Annotated in this window: 17 protein-coding genes; 11 read left to right on the top strand and 6 right to left on the bottom strand. The window is 67.0% G+C overall.

Annotated features, from left to right (window positions below; genetic code table 11):
* Positions 1-3 precede the first annotated feature (3 nt).
* The 5 genes from ipdE1 to ACJH71_RS20070 are packed head-to-tail and all read left to right on the top strand — an operon-like array spanning position 4 to position 4,380.
* A complete protein-coding gene (gene ipdE1, locus ACJH71_RS20050) occupies positions 4-1,152 on the top strand; it encodes an acyl-CoA dehydrogenase IpdE1 (RefSeq protein ID WP_406759730.1) in 1,149 nt (382 codons plus the stop codon).
* Positions 1,149-1,952 (top strand): (5R,7aS)-5-hydroxy-7a-methyl-1-oxo-2,3,5,6,7,7a-hexahydro-1H-indene-carboxyl-CoA reductase, encoded by an 804-nt coding sequence (gene ipdF / locus ACJH71_RS20055; protein WP_406759731.1) that lies wholly within the window; start codon positions 1,149-1,151, stop codon positions 1,950-1,952. The genes ipdE1 and ipdF overlap by 4 nt, the downstream gene beginning before the upstream one ends.
* A 4-nt stretch (positions 1,953-1,956) precedes the next feature.
* Positions 1,957-2,535: a TetR family transcriptional regulator KstR2 gene (kstR2, locus tag ACJH71_RS20060; RefSeq protein ID WP_406759732.1), complete on the top strand. Its 579-nt coding sequence runs from the start codon at positions 1,957-1,959 to the stop codon at positions 2,533-2,535.
* Position 2,536: 1 nt separating this feature from the next.
* Positions 2,537-3,703: a steroid 3-ketoacyl-CoA thiolase FadA6 gene (gene fadA6 / locus ACJH71_RS20065; RefSeq protein ID WP_406759733.1), complete on the top strand. Its 1,167-nt coding sequence runs from the start codon at positions 2,537-2,539 to the stop codon at positions 3,701-3,703.
* An 11-nt stretch (positions 3,704-3,714) separates the two neighbouring features.
* Positions 3,715-4,380, top strand: a complete 666-nt coding sequence (locus tag ACJH71_RS20070; protein WP_406759734.1) for a TetR/AcrR family transcriptional regulator — start codon at positions 3,715-3,717, stop codon at positions 4,378-4,380.
* A gap of 18 nt (positions 4,381-4,398) precedes the next feature.
* Here the strand turns inward: ACJH71_RS20070 and ACJH71_RS20075 are convergent, their stop codons facing one another.
* Entirely contained in the window at positions 4,399-5,004 is a 606-nt protein-coding gene (locus ACJH71_RS20075) for a TetR/AcrR family transcriptional regulator (protein WP_406759735.1), read from the bottom strand.
* Between the two features lie 86 nt (positions 5,005-5,090).
* Here ACJH71_RS20075 and ACJH71_RS20080 point away from each other — a divergent pair, with 86 nt between their 5' ends.
* The 3 genes from ACJH71_RS20080 (at position 5,091) to ACJH71_RS20090 (ending at position 7,255) form a co-directional block, all read left to right on the top strand.
* Positions 5,091-5,777: a DUF899 domain-containing protein gene (locus ACJH71_RS20080; protein WP_406759736.1), complete on the top strand. Its 687-nt coding sequence runs from the start codon at positions 5,091-5,093 to the stop codon at positions 5,775-5,777.
* A 44-nt stretch (positions 5,778-5,821) separates the two neighbouring features.
* Positions 5,822-6,211 (top strand): VOC family protein, encoded by a 390-nt coding sequence (locus tag ACJH71_RS20085; protein WP_406759737.1) that lies wholly within the window; start codon positions 5,822-5,824, stop codon positions 6,209-6,211.
* A gap of 126 nt (positions 6,212-6,337) precedes the next feature.
* Positions 6,338-7,255, top strand: a complete 918-nt coding sequence (locus ACJH71_RS20090; RefSeq protein ID WP_406759738.1) for an endonuclease domain-containing protein — start codon at positions 6,338-6,340, stop codon at positions 7,253-7,255.
* A 15-nt stretch (positions 7,256-7,270) separates the two neighbouring features.
* On the opposite strand, the gene ipdC is transcribed toward ACJH71_RS20090, so the two are convergent.
* The 4 genes from ipdC to echA20 are packed head-to-tail and all read right to left on the bottom strand — an operon-like array spanning position 7,271 to position 10,782.
* A complete protein-coding gene (gene ipdC / locus ACJH71_RS20095; RefSeq protein WP_406759739.1) occupies positions 7,271-8,341 on the bottom strand; it encodes a (3aS,4S,5R,7aS)-5-hydroxy-7a-methyl-1-oxo-octahydro-1H-indene-4-carboxyl-CoA dehydrogenase in 1,071 nt (356 codons plus the stop codon).
* 46 nt (positions 8,342-8,387) lie between these two features.
* Positions 8,388-9,140 carry a cholesterol ring-cleaving hydrolase subunit IpdB gene (ipdB, locus tag ACJH71_RS20100; protein WP_406759740.1) on the bottom strand — a complete coding sequence of 251 codons (753 nt, stop codon included), beginning with the start codon at positions 9,138-9,140 and terminating at the stop codon, positions 8,388-8,390.
* Positions 9,137-10,027 carry a cholesterol ring-cleaving hydrolase subunit IpdA gene (gene ipdA, locus ACJH71_RS20105; RefSeq protein ID WP_406759741.1) on the bottom strand — a complete coding sequence of 297 codons (891 nt, stop codon included), beginning with the start codon at positions 10,025-10,027 and terminating at the stop codon, positions 9,137-9,139. Before ipdA ends, ipdB begins: the two co-directional genes overlap by 4 nt.
* Entirely contained in the window at positions 10,024-10,782 is a 759-nt protein-coding gene (echA20, locus tag ACJH71_RS20110; protein ID WP_406759742.1) for a (7aS)-7a-methyl-1,5-dioxo-2,3,5,6,7,7a-hexahydro-1H-indene-carboxyl-CoA hydrolase, read from the bottom strand. The genes ipdA and echA20 overlap by 4 nt, the downstream gene beginning before the upstream one ends.
* Positions 10,783-10,850: 68 nt before the next feature.
* On the opposite strand from echA20, the gene ACJH71_RS20115 reads away from it, so the two are divergent.
* The 3 genes from ACJH71_RS20115 (at position 10,851) to ACJH71_RS20125 (ending at position 13,696) form a co-directional block, all read left to right on the top strand.
* Entirely contained in the window at positions 10,851-11,627 is a 777-nt protein-coding gene (locus ACJH71_RS20115; RefSeq protein WP_406759743.1) for an SDR family oxidoreductase, read from the top strand.
* 13 nt (positions 11,628-11,640) lie between these two features.
* Positions 11,641-12,546: an SDR family oxidoreductase gene (locus ACJH71_RS20120; protein WP_406759744.1), complete on the top strand. Its 906-nt coding sequence runs from the start codon at positions 11,641-11,643 to the stop codon at positions 12,544-12,546.
* 184 nt (positions 12,547-12,730) lie between these two features.
* A complete protein-coding gene (locus tag ACJH71_RS20125; protein WP_406759745.1) occupies positions 12,731-13,696 on the top strand; it encodes a fatty acid desaturase in 966 nt (321 codons plus the stop codon).
* A gap of 23 nt (positions 13,697-13,719) precedes the next feature.
* On the opposite strand, the gene ACJH71_RS20130 is transcribed toward ACJH71_RS20125, so the two are convergent.
* Positions 13,720-16,959 (bottom strand): LuxR C-terminal-related transcriptional regulator, encoded by a 3,240-nt coding sequence (locus ACJH71_RS20130; protein ID WP_406759786.1) that lies wholly within the window; start codon positions 16,957-16,959, stop codon positions 13,720-13,722.
* Between the last annotated feature and the right edge of the window lie 70 nt (positions 16,960-17,029).

Consider the following 17,029-nt stretch of genomic DNA (forward strand, 5'->3'; position numbering starts at 1 on the left):
AGGGTGCAAGCAGTCGAGGAGTTCCGGGCTGAGGTCCGTGCATGGCTGGCCGACAACCTGGTCGGGGAGTTCGCCGAGCTCAAGGGCCTCGGCGGCCCGGGGCGGGAGCATGAGGCGTTCGAGGAGCGGATGGCGTGGAACCGCCATCTGGCCGACGCCGGCCTGACCTGTCTGGGCTGGCCGGTGGAACACGGCGGGCGCGGCCTGTCGGTGGCGCACCGGGTGGCGTTCTATGAGGAGTACGCCAAAGCCGACGCGCCCGACAAGGTCAATCACCTGGGCGAAGAGCTGCTGGGCCCGACCCTGATCGCCTTCGGTACGCCCGAGCAGCAGCAACGGTTCCTGCCCGGCATCCGCAATGTCACCGAGCTGTGGTGCCAGGGCTACTCCGAGCCCGGTGCCGGCAGTGACCTGGCCAATGTGGCCACCACCGCGGTGCTCGACGGCGATGCGTGGGTGATTAATGGCCAGAAGGTCTGGACGTCCCTGGCGCACCTGTCGCAGTGGTGCTTCGTGGTGGCCCGCACCGAGAAGGGCTCCAAGCGGCACAACGGGCTGTCGTACCTGTTGGTGCCGCTGGACCAGCCCGGCGTCGAGATCCGGCCGATCGTGCAGCTCACCGGCACCTCGGAGTTCAACGAGGTGTTCTTCGACGACGCGCGCACCGACGCGGACCTGGTGGTCGGTGAGCCCGGTGACGGCTGGAAGGTCGCGATGGGCACGCTCACCTTCGAGCGTGGCGTGTCGACACTGGGCCAGCAGATCCGTTACGCCCGTGAGCTGTCTTCGCTGGCTGAGCTCGCGGCGCGCAACGGGGCCGCCGAAGACCCGCTGATCCGTGAGCGGTTGACCCGGTCCTGGGTCGGCCTGCGGGCGATGCGGTCGTATGCGATGGCCACCATGGACGTCGAGCAGCCCGGCCAGGACAACGTATCGAAACTGTTGTGGGCCAACTGGCACCGTGACCTGGGCGAGCTGGCGATGGACGTGATCGGGCGCGACTCGCTGGTGCTGCACGAGGGCGAATTCGACGAGTGGCAGCGGCTCTACCTGTTCACCCGCTCGGACACCATCTACGGCGGGTCGAACGAGATTCAGCGCAACATCATCGCCGAGCGGGTTCTCGGCCTACCCCGGGAGGCAAAGGGATGAGCTCGACGTCCAAGGATCTGTCCAAGACGCCGGAAGAGATCGCCGGGCACGGCCTATTGGCGGGCAAGACGGTCCTGGTGACCGCCGCCGCGGGCACCGGGATCGGCTCCACCACCGCGCGGCGTGCGCTGCTCGAAGGCGCGGACGTGGTGGTCTCCGACTACCACGAACGCCGCCTCGGCGAGACCCGCGACGAACTGGCCGGCCTCGGGCTGGGCCGGGTGGAGGCGGTGGTCTGCGATGTCACCTCCACCGCAGCGGTCGACGCGCTGTTCGACGAGGCCGTGGCGAAGATGGGCCGTCTCGACGTGCTGGTCAACAACGCCGGACTCGGCGGGCAGACCCCGGTCATCGACATGACCGACGACGAGTGGGACCGCGTGCTCAACGTGACGCTCACCTCGGTGATGCGGGCGACCCGGGCGGCGCTGCGCTACTTCCGCGACGCCCCGCACGGCGGGGTGATCGTCAACAACGCCAGCGTATTGGGTTGGCGTGCACAGCATTCGCAGTCGCATTACGCCGCGGCCAAGGCCGGCGTGATGGCCCTGACCCGGTGCAGCGCGATCGAGGCCGTCGAGTACGGGGTACGGATCAACGCCGTCTCGCCGTCGATCGCCCGGCACAAGTTCCTGGAGAAGACCAGCTCGTCCGAACTGCTGGACCGGCTTGCCGACGACGAGGCGTTCGGCCGGGCCGCCGAGCCGTGGGAGATCGCCACCACCATCGCGTTCTTGGCGAGTGACTACTCCAGCTACCTGACCGGCGAGGTCATCTCGGTTTCCAGCCAGCGCGCCTGATGCCATGACGCGCCGTGACGAACTCCTGAACCTGGCGGCGGCGATGATCGCCGAGCGTGGCCTGCGTGCCACGACTGTGCGCGACATCGCCGACGCCGCTGGGATCTTGTCCGGCAGTCTGTACCACCACTTCTCCTCCAAAGAGGAGATGGTCGACGAGGTGCTGCGCGACTTCCTGGACTGGTTGTTCGCCCGGTATCAGCAGATCGTCGACAGCGAAACGGATCCGCTGGCGCGCCTCAAGGGACTGTTCTTGGCCTCCTTCGACGCGATCGAGCATCGGCACGCCCAAGTCGTCATCTACCAGGACGAAGCCAAGCGGTTGTCATCTCACGAGCGGTTCTCCTACGTCGAGGAACGCAACCGGCAGCAACGTAAGATGTGGCTTGACGTGCTGCAGCAGGGCATTGAAGCGGGAATCTTCCGCCCCGACCTCGACGTCGACCTGGTCTATCGCTTCATCCGCGACACCACCTGGGTATCGGTGCGTTGGTACCAACCCGGTGGTCCACTGACCGCCGAACAAGTCGGCAGACAATACCTCGCCATCGTGCTGGGTGGTATCACCAAAGAAGGAGTCTGAAATGGCCGCACAAGTTTCGCAGGCGTATGTCATCGACGCCGTTCGTACCGCCGTCGGCAAGCGCAATGGGTCGCTGGCCGGTATCCACCCGATCGACTTGGGCGCGTTGGCCTTTCGCGGCCTGCTGGACCGAGTCGACGTCGACCCGGCCGCCATCGACGATGTGATCGCCGGCTGCGTGGACGCTGTCGGCGGCCAGGCCGGCAACATCGGCCGGCTGGCGTGGCTGGCAGCCGGCTTCCCGGAAGGGGTGCCGGGCGTCACCGTTGACCGGCAGTGCGGTTCGTCCCAGCAGGCCATCTCGTTCGGTGCGCAGGCGATCATGTCGCGCACCGCGGACCTGATTGTGGCCGGCGGGATGCAGAACATGAGCTGGATCCCGATTTCGTCGGCGATGGTCGTCGGTGAGCAGTTCGGCTTCACCTCGCCGACCAACGAGTCGAAGAAGTGGCTGGAACGCTACGGCGACGAGGAGGTCTCGCAGTTCCGCGGCGCCGAGATGATCGCCGAGCGCTGGGACATCTCCCGCGAGGACATGGAGCGCTTCGCGCTGCAGAGCCACCAGCGGGCGTTCACCGCGATCGCCGAGGGCCGTTTCGACAACGAGATCATCGACGTCGACGGTTTCCGGGTGGACGAGTGCCCGCGCGAGTCCACGCTGGAGAAGATGGCCGGTCTCAAGACGCTGGTCGAGGGTGGCCGGCTGACCGCCGCGCTCTCCAGCCAGATCTGCGACGGGTCGGCTGCGGTACTGCTCGCCTCGGAAAGCGCAGTGCAGGCGCACGGTCTCAAGCCGCGCGCCCGCATCCACCACATCAGTGCCCGTGGCGACGACCCGGTGATCATGCTGACCGGCCCGATTCCGGCCACCCGCTACGCGCTGGAGAAGACCGGCCTGAGCATCGACGACATCGACGTCGTGGAGATCAACGAGGCGTTTGCGCCGGTGGTGCAGGCCTGGATGAAGGAATTCCCGATCGACCCGGCCAAGGTCAACCCCAACGGCGGAGCGATCGCGCTGGGCCACCCGCTCGGGGCGACCGGGGCCAAATTGTTCACCACCATGCTCAACGAACTGGAGCGCACCGGCGGCCGGTACGGTTTGCAGACGATGTGCGAAGGCGGGGGCACCGCTAACGTCACGATCATCGAGCGCCTTGGCAGCTAAAATCGGGCCTTATGGAAACACCGACTCCGACGGCACCAGGGGGGCGCCGGATTCGCGGGCTTGACGCTGATCAGCGTCGAGCTCAGCGCCGCGAGCAACTCTTGACCGCAGCGTTCGAATTGTTTGCCCGAGACGGTTACGTCAACACCTCGATCGAGCAGATCTGCCAAACCGCCTACGTGGGCAACAAGGCGTTCTACGAGCTATTCGACAGCAAGGAAGACTGTTACCTGGCGCTGATGAACGAGATCGGCGAGCGCATCGAGGCGCGGGTCTCGGACGAGTTGCTCCACGGTGCTCCCGACGAGACCGAAGAGGCGACGGTGCGCCGTGTCCTAACGGTGTTCGCCCATGAGCTGGTCGTCGACCCCCGAGTGGCCGTCGTTGCGTTCCGGGAAAGCACCGGAATCTCGCCGCGGGTCGAGGCGCAACGGCGGGCGAACCGCAAGTGGGCCGCGAACTTCATCGAGTCGTTCTGGCGCAGCAAGGCCCTACCCGGCCAGACCGTCGACTACCGGGCGATGGCGGTAGCCACCGTCGGGGGACTCTTCGAGATCATCGTTGATTTCTTGCACCAGACCGACCCGCCGCGATCGATCGACGACCTCACGCGCGACCTCACCACGTTCCTGATCACGGTCAGTAACGGGATCCATCTGCCCGCCCAAGCCAGCTGAACCGGCGCGGTCGCGGCCTCACCCCACCAGCCCGGCGATGATGTCGTCGACCGTTCGCCCTGCCAGCGCATCCAGGTCGGGGCGGGGGGCACCGCGCAGCGGCCCGCGCAGGGCCAGTTCGGCGAATCCGTGCACGGCTGACCAGCACGGCCACTCCGCGCCCGCACGCCGGTTCGCGTGCAGCACACCGGCCTCCGTCATCGCATCCAGTGCGGTGACCAGTGCGCGAAACGGTGGTGGGACTCCGTCGTCGTCGACCGAGGTGACACCGGAACCGAAGAAGGCCACGGTGAACCATCCCGGCTCGTCCAACGCGAATCCGATGTAGCCCAGTCCGACCGCACGAAGCTGATTGCGCGCCCGGTTCGCCGGGGTGCCGCGTCGGCCCACCGATGGCAGCATGCGTGCGGCCATGCGGTCTCCGATGGCAATCGCGACGGCTCTCAACAGCGCCTCGCGGTCGGCGAAGTGGCGGTATGCGGCGTTGGGGGAGACCCCGACGCGCCGGGTCGCCTCCCGGACGGTCAGAGCCTCGGGACCGCCGAGGCGGGTCAGCTGTAGGCCGGCGTCGATCAGTGCCGCCCCCAGGTCGCCATGGTGATAACCGGTCTTCGTCGCAGTCACCTCTTGACAGCCCCCTCGGGTCCAAGTGTACGGTGTGAACATAACCAATGTAGACGCCGTACACATACCAATGGGGGTTTTCAGCGATGACGGGTTTCAAGGCGCCGCCGGTCGTGGATCACCAGACCTGGCAACGAGAACTCGACGCGTTGCGTGCCCGGGAGAAGGCGGCCACCCGCGAACTCGACGCGATCGCCGCGCAGCGCCGGCGGCTGCCGATGGTCGCCATGGACGACTATGTGCTCGAAGGCGAGAGCGGACCGGTGCGCCTGCCCGAGGTGTTCGAGGGCAAGAGTCAACTGATCGTCTACCACCACATGTGGTCGCCGGGCCAGGAATGGCAGTGCCCGGGGTGTACCGGCTATACCTCGCAGTTCACCCGGCTCGACTTCCTCGACGCCTATGACGCGCGGTTCGTCATCGTCACGCAGGGGCCTATCGACGAAGCGATCGCCTACAAGCGGCGGGTCGGCAATCAGATGCCCTGGTACAGCACCGCCAACAGCCCGTTCGGGACTGACGTCGGGGTGCCTCCAGGCGGCCAGTTCGGGGTGAATGTCTTTCTGCGCCAAGGTGATGCGGTCTACCGAACCTGGCACACCAACCACCGCGGTGTAGAGCAGCTCAGCCACGTCTTTCCGCTGATCGACGTGTTGCCCTATGGGCGTCAGGAGCAGTGGCAGGACTCGCCCGACGGCTGGCCGCAGGGTCCTACCTACGGTCGCTGGGCCAGCTCGCCGGAGATCGCCCAGCTATACGGCGTCAATTCGTAGTTTCCCCAACCCATCCCAACCCATCCCAACCCCGAAGGAGCATGATGAGCACTGCCAAGATCGGCCTGAAGACGATCAACCTCGTGTGCGTGCCGACGCCCGAGCAGGACAAGGCGGTTGCGTTCTACGAGTCCCTGGGCTTCGAAAAGCGTACCGACATCGACATGGGTGATGGCTACCGCTGGGTGGAGGTCTACCCGCCCGAGGGCAACACCGGGATCGCGCTGGCTCCGCCCCCGCCGGAGAGCGGGCCGGTCGAGCCGACCGACACCGGCATCGCGCTCACCACCGACGACATCGACGCCACGCACGCCGCGATCCGTGAGCTCGGGGTGGACGTGGACGACCAGGTAGCCCGGATGGGTGACCCGGTGCCGCCGATGTTCTGGCTTCGCGACCCGACCGGGCACACCCTGATGGTGGTCGAGGCCTAGCCTTTCACCGCCCCGCCGAGTGTGAATCTCACGACGTCTTCCCAGCGTGTCGCGTCGTGAGATTCACACTCGGCAGGCTGTGGATGGTCGTCGGCACGTTTTCGTCGGTGGCCGCACGCTTCGACCATGGCGGAATTGGACTGGCCGTTCCTGGGTACTGAAGCGTTGGCCGACAGGGCGATCCCCGAGCGGGCGATGCGGAGGCTCTACGAACCGGTCTATCCCGGAGTCTTCGCGCCCTGGGGTATCGAGCTGGATGCGTCGCAACGGGCACTGGCCGCCTGGCTATGGTCGCGGCGCAAGGGAGTGGTAGCCGGCAACTCGGCCGCGGCCCTGCTGGGCGCGAAGTGGGTCAGTCCCAGGCTCGCGGCCGAGTTGGTGCACCTCAACCGCAGGCCGCCGGCCAACCTCGTGGTGCACACCGACACGCTGAAAGCGGGTGAGGTGGCGAACGTCGCCGGGATCGCGGTCACCGTCCCGGCGCGTACCGCTTTCGATATCGGACGGCGAACGTCGTCGAGGCTGCTGGCTGTGCAGCGGCTCGACGCGTTGGCCAACGCCACCGGTCTCGGAATCGACGAAGTCGAGTGCGTTGTCGCCGACCACCCCGGTGCGCGCGGGCTCAACAGGCTGCGGCGGGTCTTGCCGGTGGTGGACAGCGGGGCGGAATCGCCGCAAGAGAGCCGCACCCGGTTGGCGTTGATCGACGCCGGTCTGCCGCGCCCGGAGACCCAGATGATGGTGCATGACGAGTGCGGCGGATTCGTGGCGCGGATCGATATGGGATACCGGCAATTGAAGGTCGGTATCGAATACGACGGCGAGCAACACTGGACGGATCCGGCTCAGCGGCAGCGCGATATCGACCGACACTGGGCGCTGGCCGCCCTGGGCTGGGTGATCATCCGGGTAAGCGCCGAGCTGCTGCGATACCGTCGCGCCGCGCTCATCGGCCGGGTTGAAGACGCCATGCTCGCCGCAGGATGGGCGAGGACCGGCGCGAGTGTGAATCTCGCGACGACGCCTCGGCGAGTCGCGTCGTGAGATTCACACTCGGGGTTAAACGATGTGGGACGAGGCGGCCTTCAGGTGCTCGACGGCCTCGTCGACGATCGAGGTGATCAACTCGGCGCAGGACGGCAGGCTGTCCAGGATGCCCGCCACCTGACCTGAGGCCAGCACACCGGCTTCGGTGTTGCCTTCCACCAGACCGGCTTTGAGCAGCATCGGGGTGTTGCCGGCCATCAGCACCTGCGACCAGGTCAGCTCCTTGCCGTGCCGCATCGCCAGCCCGTCGCGGACCATCGCCGGCCAGCTCATGCCCGACATCTTCTTGAACTTGGCCGCATTGACGATCGCCGCGCTGAAACCGCGCGCCCGCGAGCCGCTTTCGAGCTTCTCCACCAACTCGGTGCGCAGCACGCGGTGCGGCATGCCGTCCACTCGGGTGGAGACCACTGTGCCGCTCAGGTCAGCGGCCAGGTAGCGCTGCTTGACTGCGTCCGGAACGGTGGAGTCGGAAGTCAACAGGAAGCGGGTGCCCATCGCGACACCGGTCGCGCCGTAGGACAGCGCGGCGGCCAGGCCGCGGCCGTCGAAGAAGCCGCCGGCGGCGATCACCTGCACATCGGTACCGGCGACGGCGTCGAGCACTGACGGCAGCAGCAGCGTGGTGGCGACCGGGCCGGTGTGCCCACCGCCCTCGCCGCCCTGCACGATCACCGCGTCGGCGCCCCACGAGGCCACCTTCTTGGCGTGCTTGGCCGCACCGACCGACGGGATCACCACGGAGCCGGCCTCTTTGAGCTTGGCGATCAACTCGGCCTTGGGGGCCAGCGCGAACGACGCGACCTTGACGCCCTCACGGATCATCAGCTCCACCCGGTCGCCGGCGTCGGCACCGTCGGCGCGGATGTTGACGCCGAACGGCTTGTCGGTGGCGGACTTCACCTTGGAGATCGCGGCGGCCAGCTCGTCGATCGTCATGGTCGCCGAGGCCAGGATCCCCAGTCCGCCGGCGTTGGCGGTGGCCGAGACCAGCCGGGCGCCGGCTACCCAGCCCATCCCGGTCTGCACCACCGGGTGTTCGATGCCGACCAGTTCGGTCAGCGGGGTCTTGATGCGGCTCATTGGCCACCGCCGACGATGCAGAGCGGAGCGAGGAGGAGGCGGATCATCATGCTCTGACTTCTTTGTCCCGCAGCGACTTCGGGTCGATGACCTCGCGGATCAGTCGCAGCTCCTCGACCTCAGGCAGTCGGGTCGTTGCCGCGTCGGCCAGGCCGTGTACCTCGAAGGAGGTGTTCTCGGTGACCTCGTCGGCGGTGACGCCGGGGTGCAGCGAGACCGCACGCATCTGGTGGTCCGGGCCGCCGAAGTCGAACACTCCGAGGTTGGTCACCACCCCGCCCAGGTTGAAGAACCGGAACGCCGGGTTGGCCGGATCGACCTTGTCGTAGCCGATGCCCGAGACGATGTCGACGGCCTCGCAGAACACCCGTGACGAGTGCGCGCCCACCCAGTAGCTGGTGGTGTGGTTGATGGTGTTGCCGGGTGCGCCGCGGACCCCGAACATCTGCCGGGTGGGCTGCTGCAGCGGCCCGAATGCCGACAGGTTCTGGTTGCCGTAGCGGTCGATCTGGTTGGCGCCCATGATCACATGGCGCCGGCCCCACGACAGGGTTTCGAAGACCCGGTTGAACGGCATCCAGCCCTCCAGCGGCCCGACCTTGCCGATCGCCGGGGTGTCGGACAGGATGCGGGCCTCGCCGTCGGTGAGCACCAGGTCGGGGGAGAAGGTGAGGCGGGCCAACCGGGCGCCGACCGAGGGCACCGTGGCCATCGGTGAGGCCATGATCTCGCCGGCGTCGCGGAACAGCTCGGCGCAGGCGACGGCGCAGATCTCGGCGCGTGTGGGTGAGTCGGTCATACTTGTGCCTCCGCTCCGAATGCCTTAACCGCCGCCTGGTAGTCGTCTTCGCTGCCGGACAGGTAGGTGGCCTTGAACTCCGCCCAGGTCTCGTCGGACTTGGCGGCTTCGGCGTAGTGCCGCTGGAACTTCTCGTCGCGGCCGTAATCGGCTGCGCCAATGGTGAAGTGGGCGCCACCCGGGGCTTCCACCACCTTGTCGACCATCATCCGGTTGATCACCTGGGTCTGCGGCGACGTGGTGGCGATCAGCTCTTCGGTGGGCACGATCTTCTCCACCGACAGGAACCGGCGCTGCGCCGACATCAAGAACAGGTCGTCGAAGTACGGGTCGATCCCGGTGTAGGCGGCGTTGCCGCGCTCATCGCCGATGTTCATGTGCACGAACGCGGCGTCCAGGTTCAGCGCCGGCATCGCGACCAGCGTCTCGTGTCCGCCCCCTTCTGCAGCCGAGACCGGGTACGGGGAGGTGACGGTCTTGAGCTCACCCTCCCAGAAGTCGATCACCGAGCTGCCCAGACCGGCGCGGATCGGCAGGAACGGCAGCCGCTGGGCGGCGGCCTGCAGACCGCAGCGCAGCATGCCCTCGTCCATCTCGCGGGCCTGTATGGCACCGGTGGTGCGAGCTTTGGCGAACCACGGGTCGTAGAACGGCGCGGAGTCCAGCGAGACGAAGCCGTAGTAGGCCCGGCGCACCTTGCCCGCCGAGCACAGCAGCCCCAGATCCGGTCCGCCGTAGGTGACTACCGTCAGGTCCTTGACGTCGGTGCGCAGGATGGCGCGAACGAACGCCATCGGCTTACGGCGCGAGCCCCAGCCGCCGATGCCGATCGTCATGCCGTCGCGCAGTTCGGCGACGGCGTCGTCGAGAGTCGTTACCTTGCTCATTTCTTAGCGCCCTTCTCGGTACCGGCGAACTCGTCGCGGTGCTCGTCGGCGACACCGGAGAGGTTGAGTTCAAAGGTGAAACCCTGCTCCATCCGGTAGCTGGAGTTGACCTTCTGCACGTCGATCAGGTTGAGGGCTTCCTTGGCGGCCCGGATCACCCGGGTGTCCTTCGACGCGATGTCGCGGGCCACCCGCAGCGCTGCCTCGTCGAGCTCGGCGCGCGGCACCACCTCGTGCACCGAGCCGTAGTTGGCCAGGACCGAGGCGGGGACGGTGGCTGCGGTGTAGAACAGCCGGCGCATCATGTGCTGCGGCACCAGCCGGGACAGGTGGGTGGCCGCACCCAGGGCGCCGCGCTCCACCTCGGGCAGGCCGAACTTGGCGTCGTCGGAGGCGACGATCACGTCGGCGTTGCCGACCAAGCCGATGCCGCCGCCGACGCAGAAGCCGTTGACCGCGGCGATCACCGGGACTGCGCACTCGTAGACGGCCTTGAACGCCGCGAAGCAGCCGCGGTTGGCGTCGATCAGGGCGGTGAAGCCCTCGGTGGCCTGCATCTCCTTGATGTCCACACCGGCGTTGAAGCCACGGCCCTCGGCGCGCAGGATCACCGCGTGGGTAGACATGTCGTTGCCGGCGGCGGTGATGACCTCGCCGAGCTCGAACCAGGCCCGCGACGGCAGGGCGTTGACCGGGGGGTAGTCGACGGTGACCGCGACGATCCCCGGTTCGACGGTTTTGGATGTGATCGGCATGGGCGGACTTCCCTGTCGTATTGGGGTCTTAGATACCTAAGCAAGCACTTGCTTGGTACGCTAGCACAGTGTCTGACTCTGCGGCTGCCGCTATCAACCTCGGATTGACCGGCAAGGTGGTGCTGGTGACCGGTGGCGTCCGAGGGGTCGGCGCGGGCATCAGCGCCGTCTTCGCCGATCAGGGCGCAACGGTGGTGACCTGCGCCCGACGCCCGGTGGACGGACTGCCGTATGAGTTCCATTCCTGCGACGTCCGCGACGACGACGCGGTGCAGGGCCTGATCGAGGCGATCGTCGCCAAGCACGGCCGGATCGACGCCGTGGTCAACAACGCCGGCGGGTCCCCGTTCGCGTTGGCCGCCGACGCGTCGGCCAACTTCAGCCGCAAGATCATCGAGCTGAACCTGCTCAGCGCCCTGTACGTGTCCACCCACGCCAACGCGGTCATGCAGAACCAAGACGGTGGGGGCGCGATCGTCAACATCACCAGCGTCAGCGGCCGCCGGCCGTCTCCGGGGACCGCCGCCTACGGTGCGGCCAAGGCCGGGGTGGACAGCTTGACCACGTCGCTGGCCGTCGAATGGGCGCCGAAGGTGCGGGTCAACTCGATCGTGGTGGGCATGGTCGAGACCGAGCAGTCCGAATTGTTCTACGGCGACGCCGAATCGGTGGCCGCCGTCGGTGCCACGGTGCCGCTGGGCCGGCTGGCCAAGCCATCCGAAATCGGTTGGACGGCCGCATTTTTGAGTTCCGAACTGGCGTCCTATGTCAGCGGCGCCAGCCTGACCGTGCACGGTGGCGGCGAGAACCCCGCTTACCTCGACGCTTCCAGCGCTAACAAATAAGGAGAGAGCACTCATGGGACTTCTTGACGGCCGCGTGGTCATCGTCACCGGAGCGGGCGGTGGAATCGGGCGGGCACACGCGCTGGCCTTTGCCGCCGAGGGCGCGAGGGTCGTGGTCAACGACATCGGCGTCGGCCTGGACGGTTCGCCGGCCGGCGGCGGCAGCGCCGCCCAGAACGTGGTCGACGAGATCGTCGCCGCCGGTGGCGAAGCCGTCGCCAACGGTTCGAACGTCGCCGACTGGGGCCAGGCCGAGGCTCTGATCAAGCAGGCTGTCGACACCTACGGCACACTCGACGTGCTGGTGAACAACGCCGGCATCGTCCGTGACCGGATGTTCGCCAACGCCACCGAAGAGGAATTCGACGCCGTCACCGCGGTGCACCTCAAGGGCCACTTCGCGACCATGAAACACGCCGCCGCGTACTGGCGGGCCAAGTCCAAGGCCGGCGAGACCGTTGACGCCCGGATCATCAACACCAGCTCGGGTGCGGGCCTGCAGGGCAGCGTCGGGCAGGCCACCTACAGCGCGTCCAAGGCCGGCATCGCCGCACTGACCCTGGTCGCCGCCGCCGAGATGGGCCGCTACGGCGTCACCGCCAACGCCATCGCCCCGTCGGCGCGGACCCGGATGACCGAGACCGTCTTCGCCGACATGATGGCCACCCAGGGCGATGCCTTCGACGCAATGGCGCCGGAGAACGTGAGCCCGCTGGTGGTCTGGCTGGGCAGTGTCGAATCGCGCGACGTGACCGGCAAGGTCTTCGAAGTCGAAGGCGGCAAGATCCGGGTCGCCGAGGGTTGGGCGCACGGACCGCAGGCTGACAAGGGTTCCCGCTGGGATCCCGCCGAGCTGGGGCCGGTCGTCACCGAGCTGCTGGGCCAGTCGCGGCCGCCGGTGCCGGTGTACGGGGCATAGCGCCTCAAGGAGACGGAAGTCTCGATGCGCGGACCTGCGACGTTATACGCGGGCGTCAATATTGTGATACTTACTTAGCCGGACAAGTATGCGTTGCGGCCCGGCCCTCATTGGGAAGCGACGTAATCTTTCACCTGCTCTTAGGTGACGCGCTCGTTGTTCATGTCCAGCTGCTGGAGGTCACGTGTCGGTGCTCGAGGTGGAAGACCACCGACCCGCGGCAGTACGGCGTCGGCGCCACCCACACCCCGGCGAGGGCGTACCGACTTTCTCGTGGCCCACATTCGGGCTCGGGGTGGCCGGTGTCACCGTATTCGTGCTGGTGGCCATCGGCGCAGCCCGCGGATCACTTTCGGCCTGGGTCGTCATACCGGTGAGCACCCTGGTGACGTATGTGTTGTTCTCGGTGGCGCACGAAGCCCTGCACCGTTCGTTTTGCTCGGTGCGCTGGGTCAACGCCGTGGTCGGCAGGGTGGCTTGGCTGTTGGTAGTGCTGCCGTTCTCGTTACCGGCTTTCGGTTACGTCCACGGCGAGCATCACCGCCACACCAATGATCCCGAGCGCGATCCCGACATGTTCGCCACCCACGCGCCCACCTGGCAGCTGCCGTTCCGCTGGGCGCTGATGGACCTGTTCAACGCGACCTGGTATGTCCGCAAGCTGTGGCCGCGGATACGCCATTCCTGGCGGCGTCCGGTTGCCGAGCTCGCCGAAACGTCGGTGCTGTTCACGCTGACGATCGTCATGACCGTCGCGGCGATCCTCACCGACCACTTCTGGCTGCTCGCGGAGGTGGTGTTGATCCCGCAGCGCCTCGGTCTCTTCATCATCGGCTGGGCGTTCGACTGGCTACCGCACCACGGCATCGACGTCACCCAGCGTGAGGACCGGTATCGGGCCAGCCGGCTTCGGGTGGGGATGGAATGGCTGATGGCTCCGCTGAGCCTGTCCCAGAATTACCACCTCATCCATCATCTGCACCCGTGGTTGCCGTTCTACCGCTACCTGCCGGCGTGGCGACGTAACCAGGAGCTCTACCTGGAGCACGACGCCGCCGTCACCACCTTGCTCGGCCGGGAACTGACCGCCGAGGAATACCGGCACTGGAAGCAGTGGGCGTACGTGGAGCCCGAGTCCCGCATCGCCTGATACGTCGGGGCAACGCTGCCGGGTCAGGTATGTTGCGCCGCCACTTGCGCGAGTTGCAAGCGGGACGAGATGTTGAGCTTGGTGTAGATCCGGTTCAGATGCGAATGCACCGTTCGTGGTGAAACGCTCAGTTCGGCGGCGATGTCTTTGTCGCGCAGACCGGCACTGATGAGCCGGACGACATTGCGTTCGGCCGGCGTCAGCGATTCCCAACCGCTGGAGGGGCGTTTGGATTCGCCCTTGGCCTTTTCGTCGCCTCGGCATGCGTAGGCGATGGCCTCAGTCGTCGACAAGGCCTCGCCCTGAGCCCAACGACGCTCAAAATCGTTCAGCTGCATCGCTTCTCGCAACGTGCCCACAGTGGTTTCGTAGTCCGCGTCGTAGACCTTGGCGCGGACCGCGCCGGTGCGACTACGGGCACCCGCTGCTGAGCCGAACATTCGTGCTGCGTCGTGGTGTCGCCCGGCGGCAGTCGCCAATGCCGCCAGCAATTCGATCAGATCCGGGGCGCCCAGAACTGCCTCGGTGTGCGCCGCGATCGCCAGCGCGTCGCGTGCGTCCCGTTCGGCCTGCTCGAACTCTCCTTCGGCCATGGCCACCCGGCCGCGTATCTCCAGCAGCAGTATTCGGTGGATACCCGAACCCACCGACAGTGCCTCGTCAGCCCAACGGCGCGCCGCGACCAAGTCGCCGGATGCCAGTGCCGCCCGGGCGACCGGATTGCCGTTGATGGCCAGCAGTTGGGGTAGCTCGCACGCGTCACACGCCGCCTCGGCTGCACGGATTGCGCCGGGCACATCGCCGGCGGCCAACAGCGTGTCTGTGACCGCGCCGAATCCGAACGCGCGGTGGAAGTCGATCAGTTCGGCCGCGGCCTCGACACATGCGTCCGCTGCCGCGTGCGCCCCGCGGATATCGCCCTGGCACGCAAGGGCTTCGGCCAGGACTGTCAGACTCTGGGAGCTGAACAGCGGATCGTGTGCGTCTTCGGCTTCCATGGCTACCTGTCGGGCCTGCTCGGCGGCCAGTGGGAGCTCCGCGCGGTGCAGGTGCGCAAGTCCCAGGCAAAGGCGGCACAGTCGCGCAACCGACCAGTCACCGACCGCGTCGCCGAGGGTTGCGCCCTTCTCCGCGGCGAGCCGCATCGTCTCCAGGTCCCCGGCCACGAACGCCGAATATGCCTGTACGCCATACAACTGGCTCAACCGCCAGTCGTCGTTCATTGCCGGGGAAAGCGCGATGGCCTGCTCAAAGTAGGGCAGGGCGAGCTCGGGGCTGTAGCTACAGGTGAAGCCGCAGGCGGCCAGGGCCCAGGCGAGCAGTCCCGGTTCATCGAGATTCCGTGCGATCGAGACCGCTTCCTCTGCTTGTTGGACCTGCCCGTAGTTCCCGATCAACGCGTCGAAGATGGCCTTGTCCGCAAGCGCGCGGGCGCGCGCGGCAGGCGCCATCGCGTCGCCGACGGCGAGCACGGCGTTGAACCATGCCAGCCCCTCCAGGGTCCGGCTGTGGATCCACAGCGGGAGCAGTGCTGAGGCGAGCCGCGCGGCAAGCTCCAGCTCGCCATGCTGGCGGCTCCAGGCGAAGGCGGCCCTGAGGTTGTCGATCTCGAGTTCCGCCTGCGCGATGTGCCAGCCGTATCCGGCGGTCACCTCGGAGCCGAACAGGGCTGTGTAGTGATCACGGTGGCGCGCCCGGATGGCCTTTGATTCCCCGGCCTGTTCAAGCTTTTCCAGGGCGTACTGCTGCACGGTCTGCAACATCCGGAAGCGCGTCGACTCTCCGGTGCTGTCGGCTATCACCAGCGATTTGTCGACCAACTGCGTGAGTTTGTCGATGATCTGCCCACGCGGCAGGTCAGTGCCGCCGGCCACGGCGTGGGCGGCATCGATGTCGAAACCGCCACGAAATGGCGCCAAACGGCGAAACACCACGCGCTCGGGTTCGCTCAACAAGTCGTGCGACCAGTCCTCGGAAGCCCGCAGTGTCTGCTGGCGTGGGACCACCGTGCGCGCACCACCGGTCAACAGTTGGAACCGCTCGTCCAGCCCGTCGGCGATCTCGGCCAGCGACAACGCCCGAACCCGCGTCGCGGCAAGCTCGATGGCCAATGGCACCCCGTCCAGGCGGCGACAGATCTCGGCTACCAAGGCGGCATCACCGTCGGTGTCGGTGAATCCGGGCCGGACCAGCCGAGCACGCTGCCGGAACAACTCGACAGCCTCGTCGACGAGCGAGAGTGAAGGGGTCTTCCAGGTCACTTCGCCGGCTACCCCGATGGGCTCGCGACTCGTCGCCAGGATGGTCAGCTCTGCACCCGCGGCCAACAGCGTCGCGGTCAGGTGCGCGCACGCGTCCAGTAGATGCTCACAATTGTCGAGCACCAGCAGCAATTGGCGGTCCGCGATGAAGCGGACGAGGGGGTCCACCGGGGAGCGGTCCGGTCGGTCCGGCAGGCCCAACATGTGCGTCACTCGCTCGGGAACCAGCTCCGGATCGGTGATCGGCGCCAGGTCCACGCACCATGCTCCATCGCGGAACCGGTCGACAAATTCCTCGGCCAGTTGCAGCGCGAGCCGTGTCTTGCCGACGCCGCCGGAGCCGGTCAGCGTCACAAGGCGGTTGCCGTCAACCAGCCGCCGCAGCTCGGCCAACTCCGTTTCGCGTCCGACGAAACTCGTCAGTGGCGTCGGAAAGTAGGGCTCGTGCACCGCATTTCCGGTTCGAAGCGGCGGAAAGTCGATGACAAGCTCGCGGTGGCAGAGCTGCGCGACCCGCTCCGGATACGGTATGCCGCGCAGCCGAAACACACCCAGATCGATCAGCCAAGCCTCTGGTGGGAGTCGGTCAGCCATCAACCGCTGGGCCGTCTCGGACAACAACGTCTGACCGCTATGGGCGAGATCGCAGAGCCGTGCGGCGCGATTCACCAGCGAATGCCGGTGTGCCCAAGGCTCGGCCACCGAGACCTTGTCGGCGTGCACGGCGATCCGCGGACGGATCGGCGCCGAGGGGGCGTGCTGCAATGCGATGGCACAAGCGGCTGCGTCGCCGGCGTCGGCGAACCCGACGGCGAACTTGCCGTTGTGGTCCTGGTCCATCAGACGTTCACCACGATGGGCGGCAACGACTTCGGCGAGCATGCGTTCCAGCCAGGAGAGCCCGGTGGTCATGGACTCTGTCGGAGGTTGCCATTGTGGCCGTGAGTCTCCGGGGCTGACCACGAGGACCGTGCGAGGTGGGGAAGGTGGCAAAAGCGCCACTTTCGCGTGCGACATCATCTACCGTCTCTCAGAGGCAAGGACGCCCGCGCAAGCGGGCAAGCCCTCCATT

This window comes from Mycobacterium sp. SMC-15, from assembly GCF_045310925.1.
Taxonomy (GTDB): domain Bacteria; phylum Actinomycetota; class Actinomycetes; order Mycobacteriales; family Mycobacteriaceae; genus Mycobacterium.

Bases quoted from the DNA above. Each gene is read 5' to 3' on its own strand.
- ipdC (WP_406759739.1), bottom strand. From the start codon at position 8,341: ATGAGCCGCATCAAGACCCCGCTGACCGAACTGGTCGGCATCGAACAC.
- kstR2 (WP_406759732.1), top strand. From the start codon at position 1,957: ATGACGCGCCGTGACGAACTCCTGAACCTGGCGGCGGCGATGATCGCC.
- ACJH71_RS20120 (WP_406759744.1), top strand. From the start codon at position 11,641: ATGGGACTTCTTGACGGCCGCGTGGTCATCGTCACCGGAGCGGGCGGT.
- ACJH71_RS20085 (WP_406759737.1), top strand. From the start codon at position 5,822: ATGAGCACTGCCAAGATCGGCCTGAAGACGATCAACCTCGTGTGCGTG.
- ipdA (WP_406759741.1), bottom strand. From the start codon at position 10,027: ATGAGCAAGGTAACGACTCTCGACGACGCCGTCGCCGAACTGCGCGAC.
- echA20 (WP_406759742.1), bottom strand. From the start codon at position 10,782: ATGCCGATCACATCCAAAACCGTCGAACCGGGGATCGTCGCGGTCACC.
- ipdF (WP_406759731.1), top strand. From the start codon at position 1,149: ATGAGCTCGACGTCCAAGGATCTGTCCAAGACGCCGGAAGAGATCGCC.
- ipdB (WP_406759740.1), bottom strand. From the start codon at position 9,140: ATGACCGACTCACCCACACGCGCCGAGATCTGCGCCGTCGCCTGCGCC.
- ACJH71_RS20090 (WP_406759738.1), top strand. From the start codon at position 6,338: ATGGCGGAATTGGACTGGCCGTTCCTGGGTACTGAAGCGTTGGCCGAC.
- ACJH71_RS20070 (WP_406759734.1), top strand. From the start codon at position 3,715: ATGGAAACACCGACTCCGACGGCACCAGGGGGGCGCCGGATTCGCGGG.
- ACJH71_RS20080 (WP_406759736.1), top strand. From the start codon at position 5,091: ATGACGGGTTTCAAGGCGCCGCCGGTCGTGGATCACCAGACCTGGCAA.
- fadA6 (WP_406759733.1), top strand. From the start codon at position 2,537: ATGGCCGCACAAGTTTCGCAGGCGTATGTCATCGACGCCGTTCGTACC.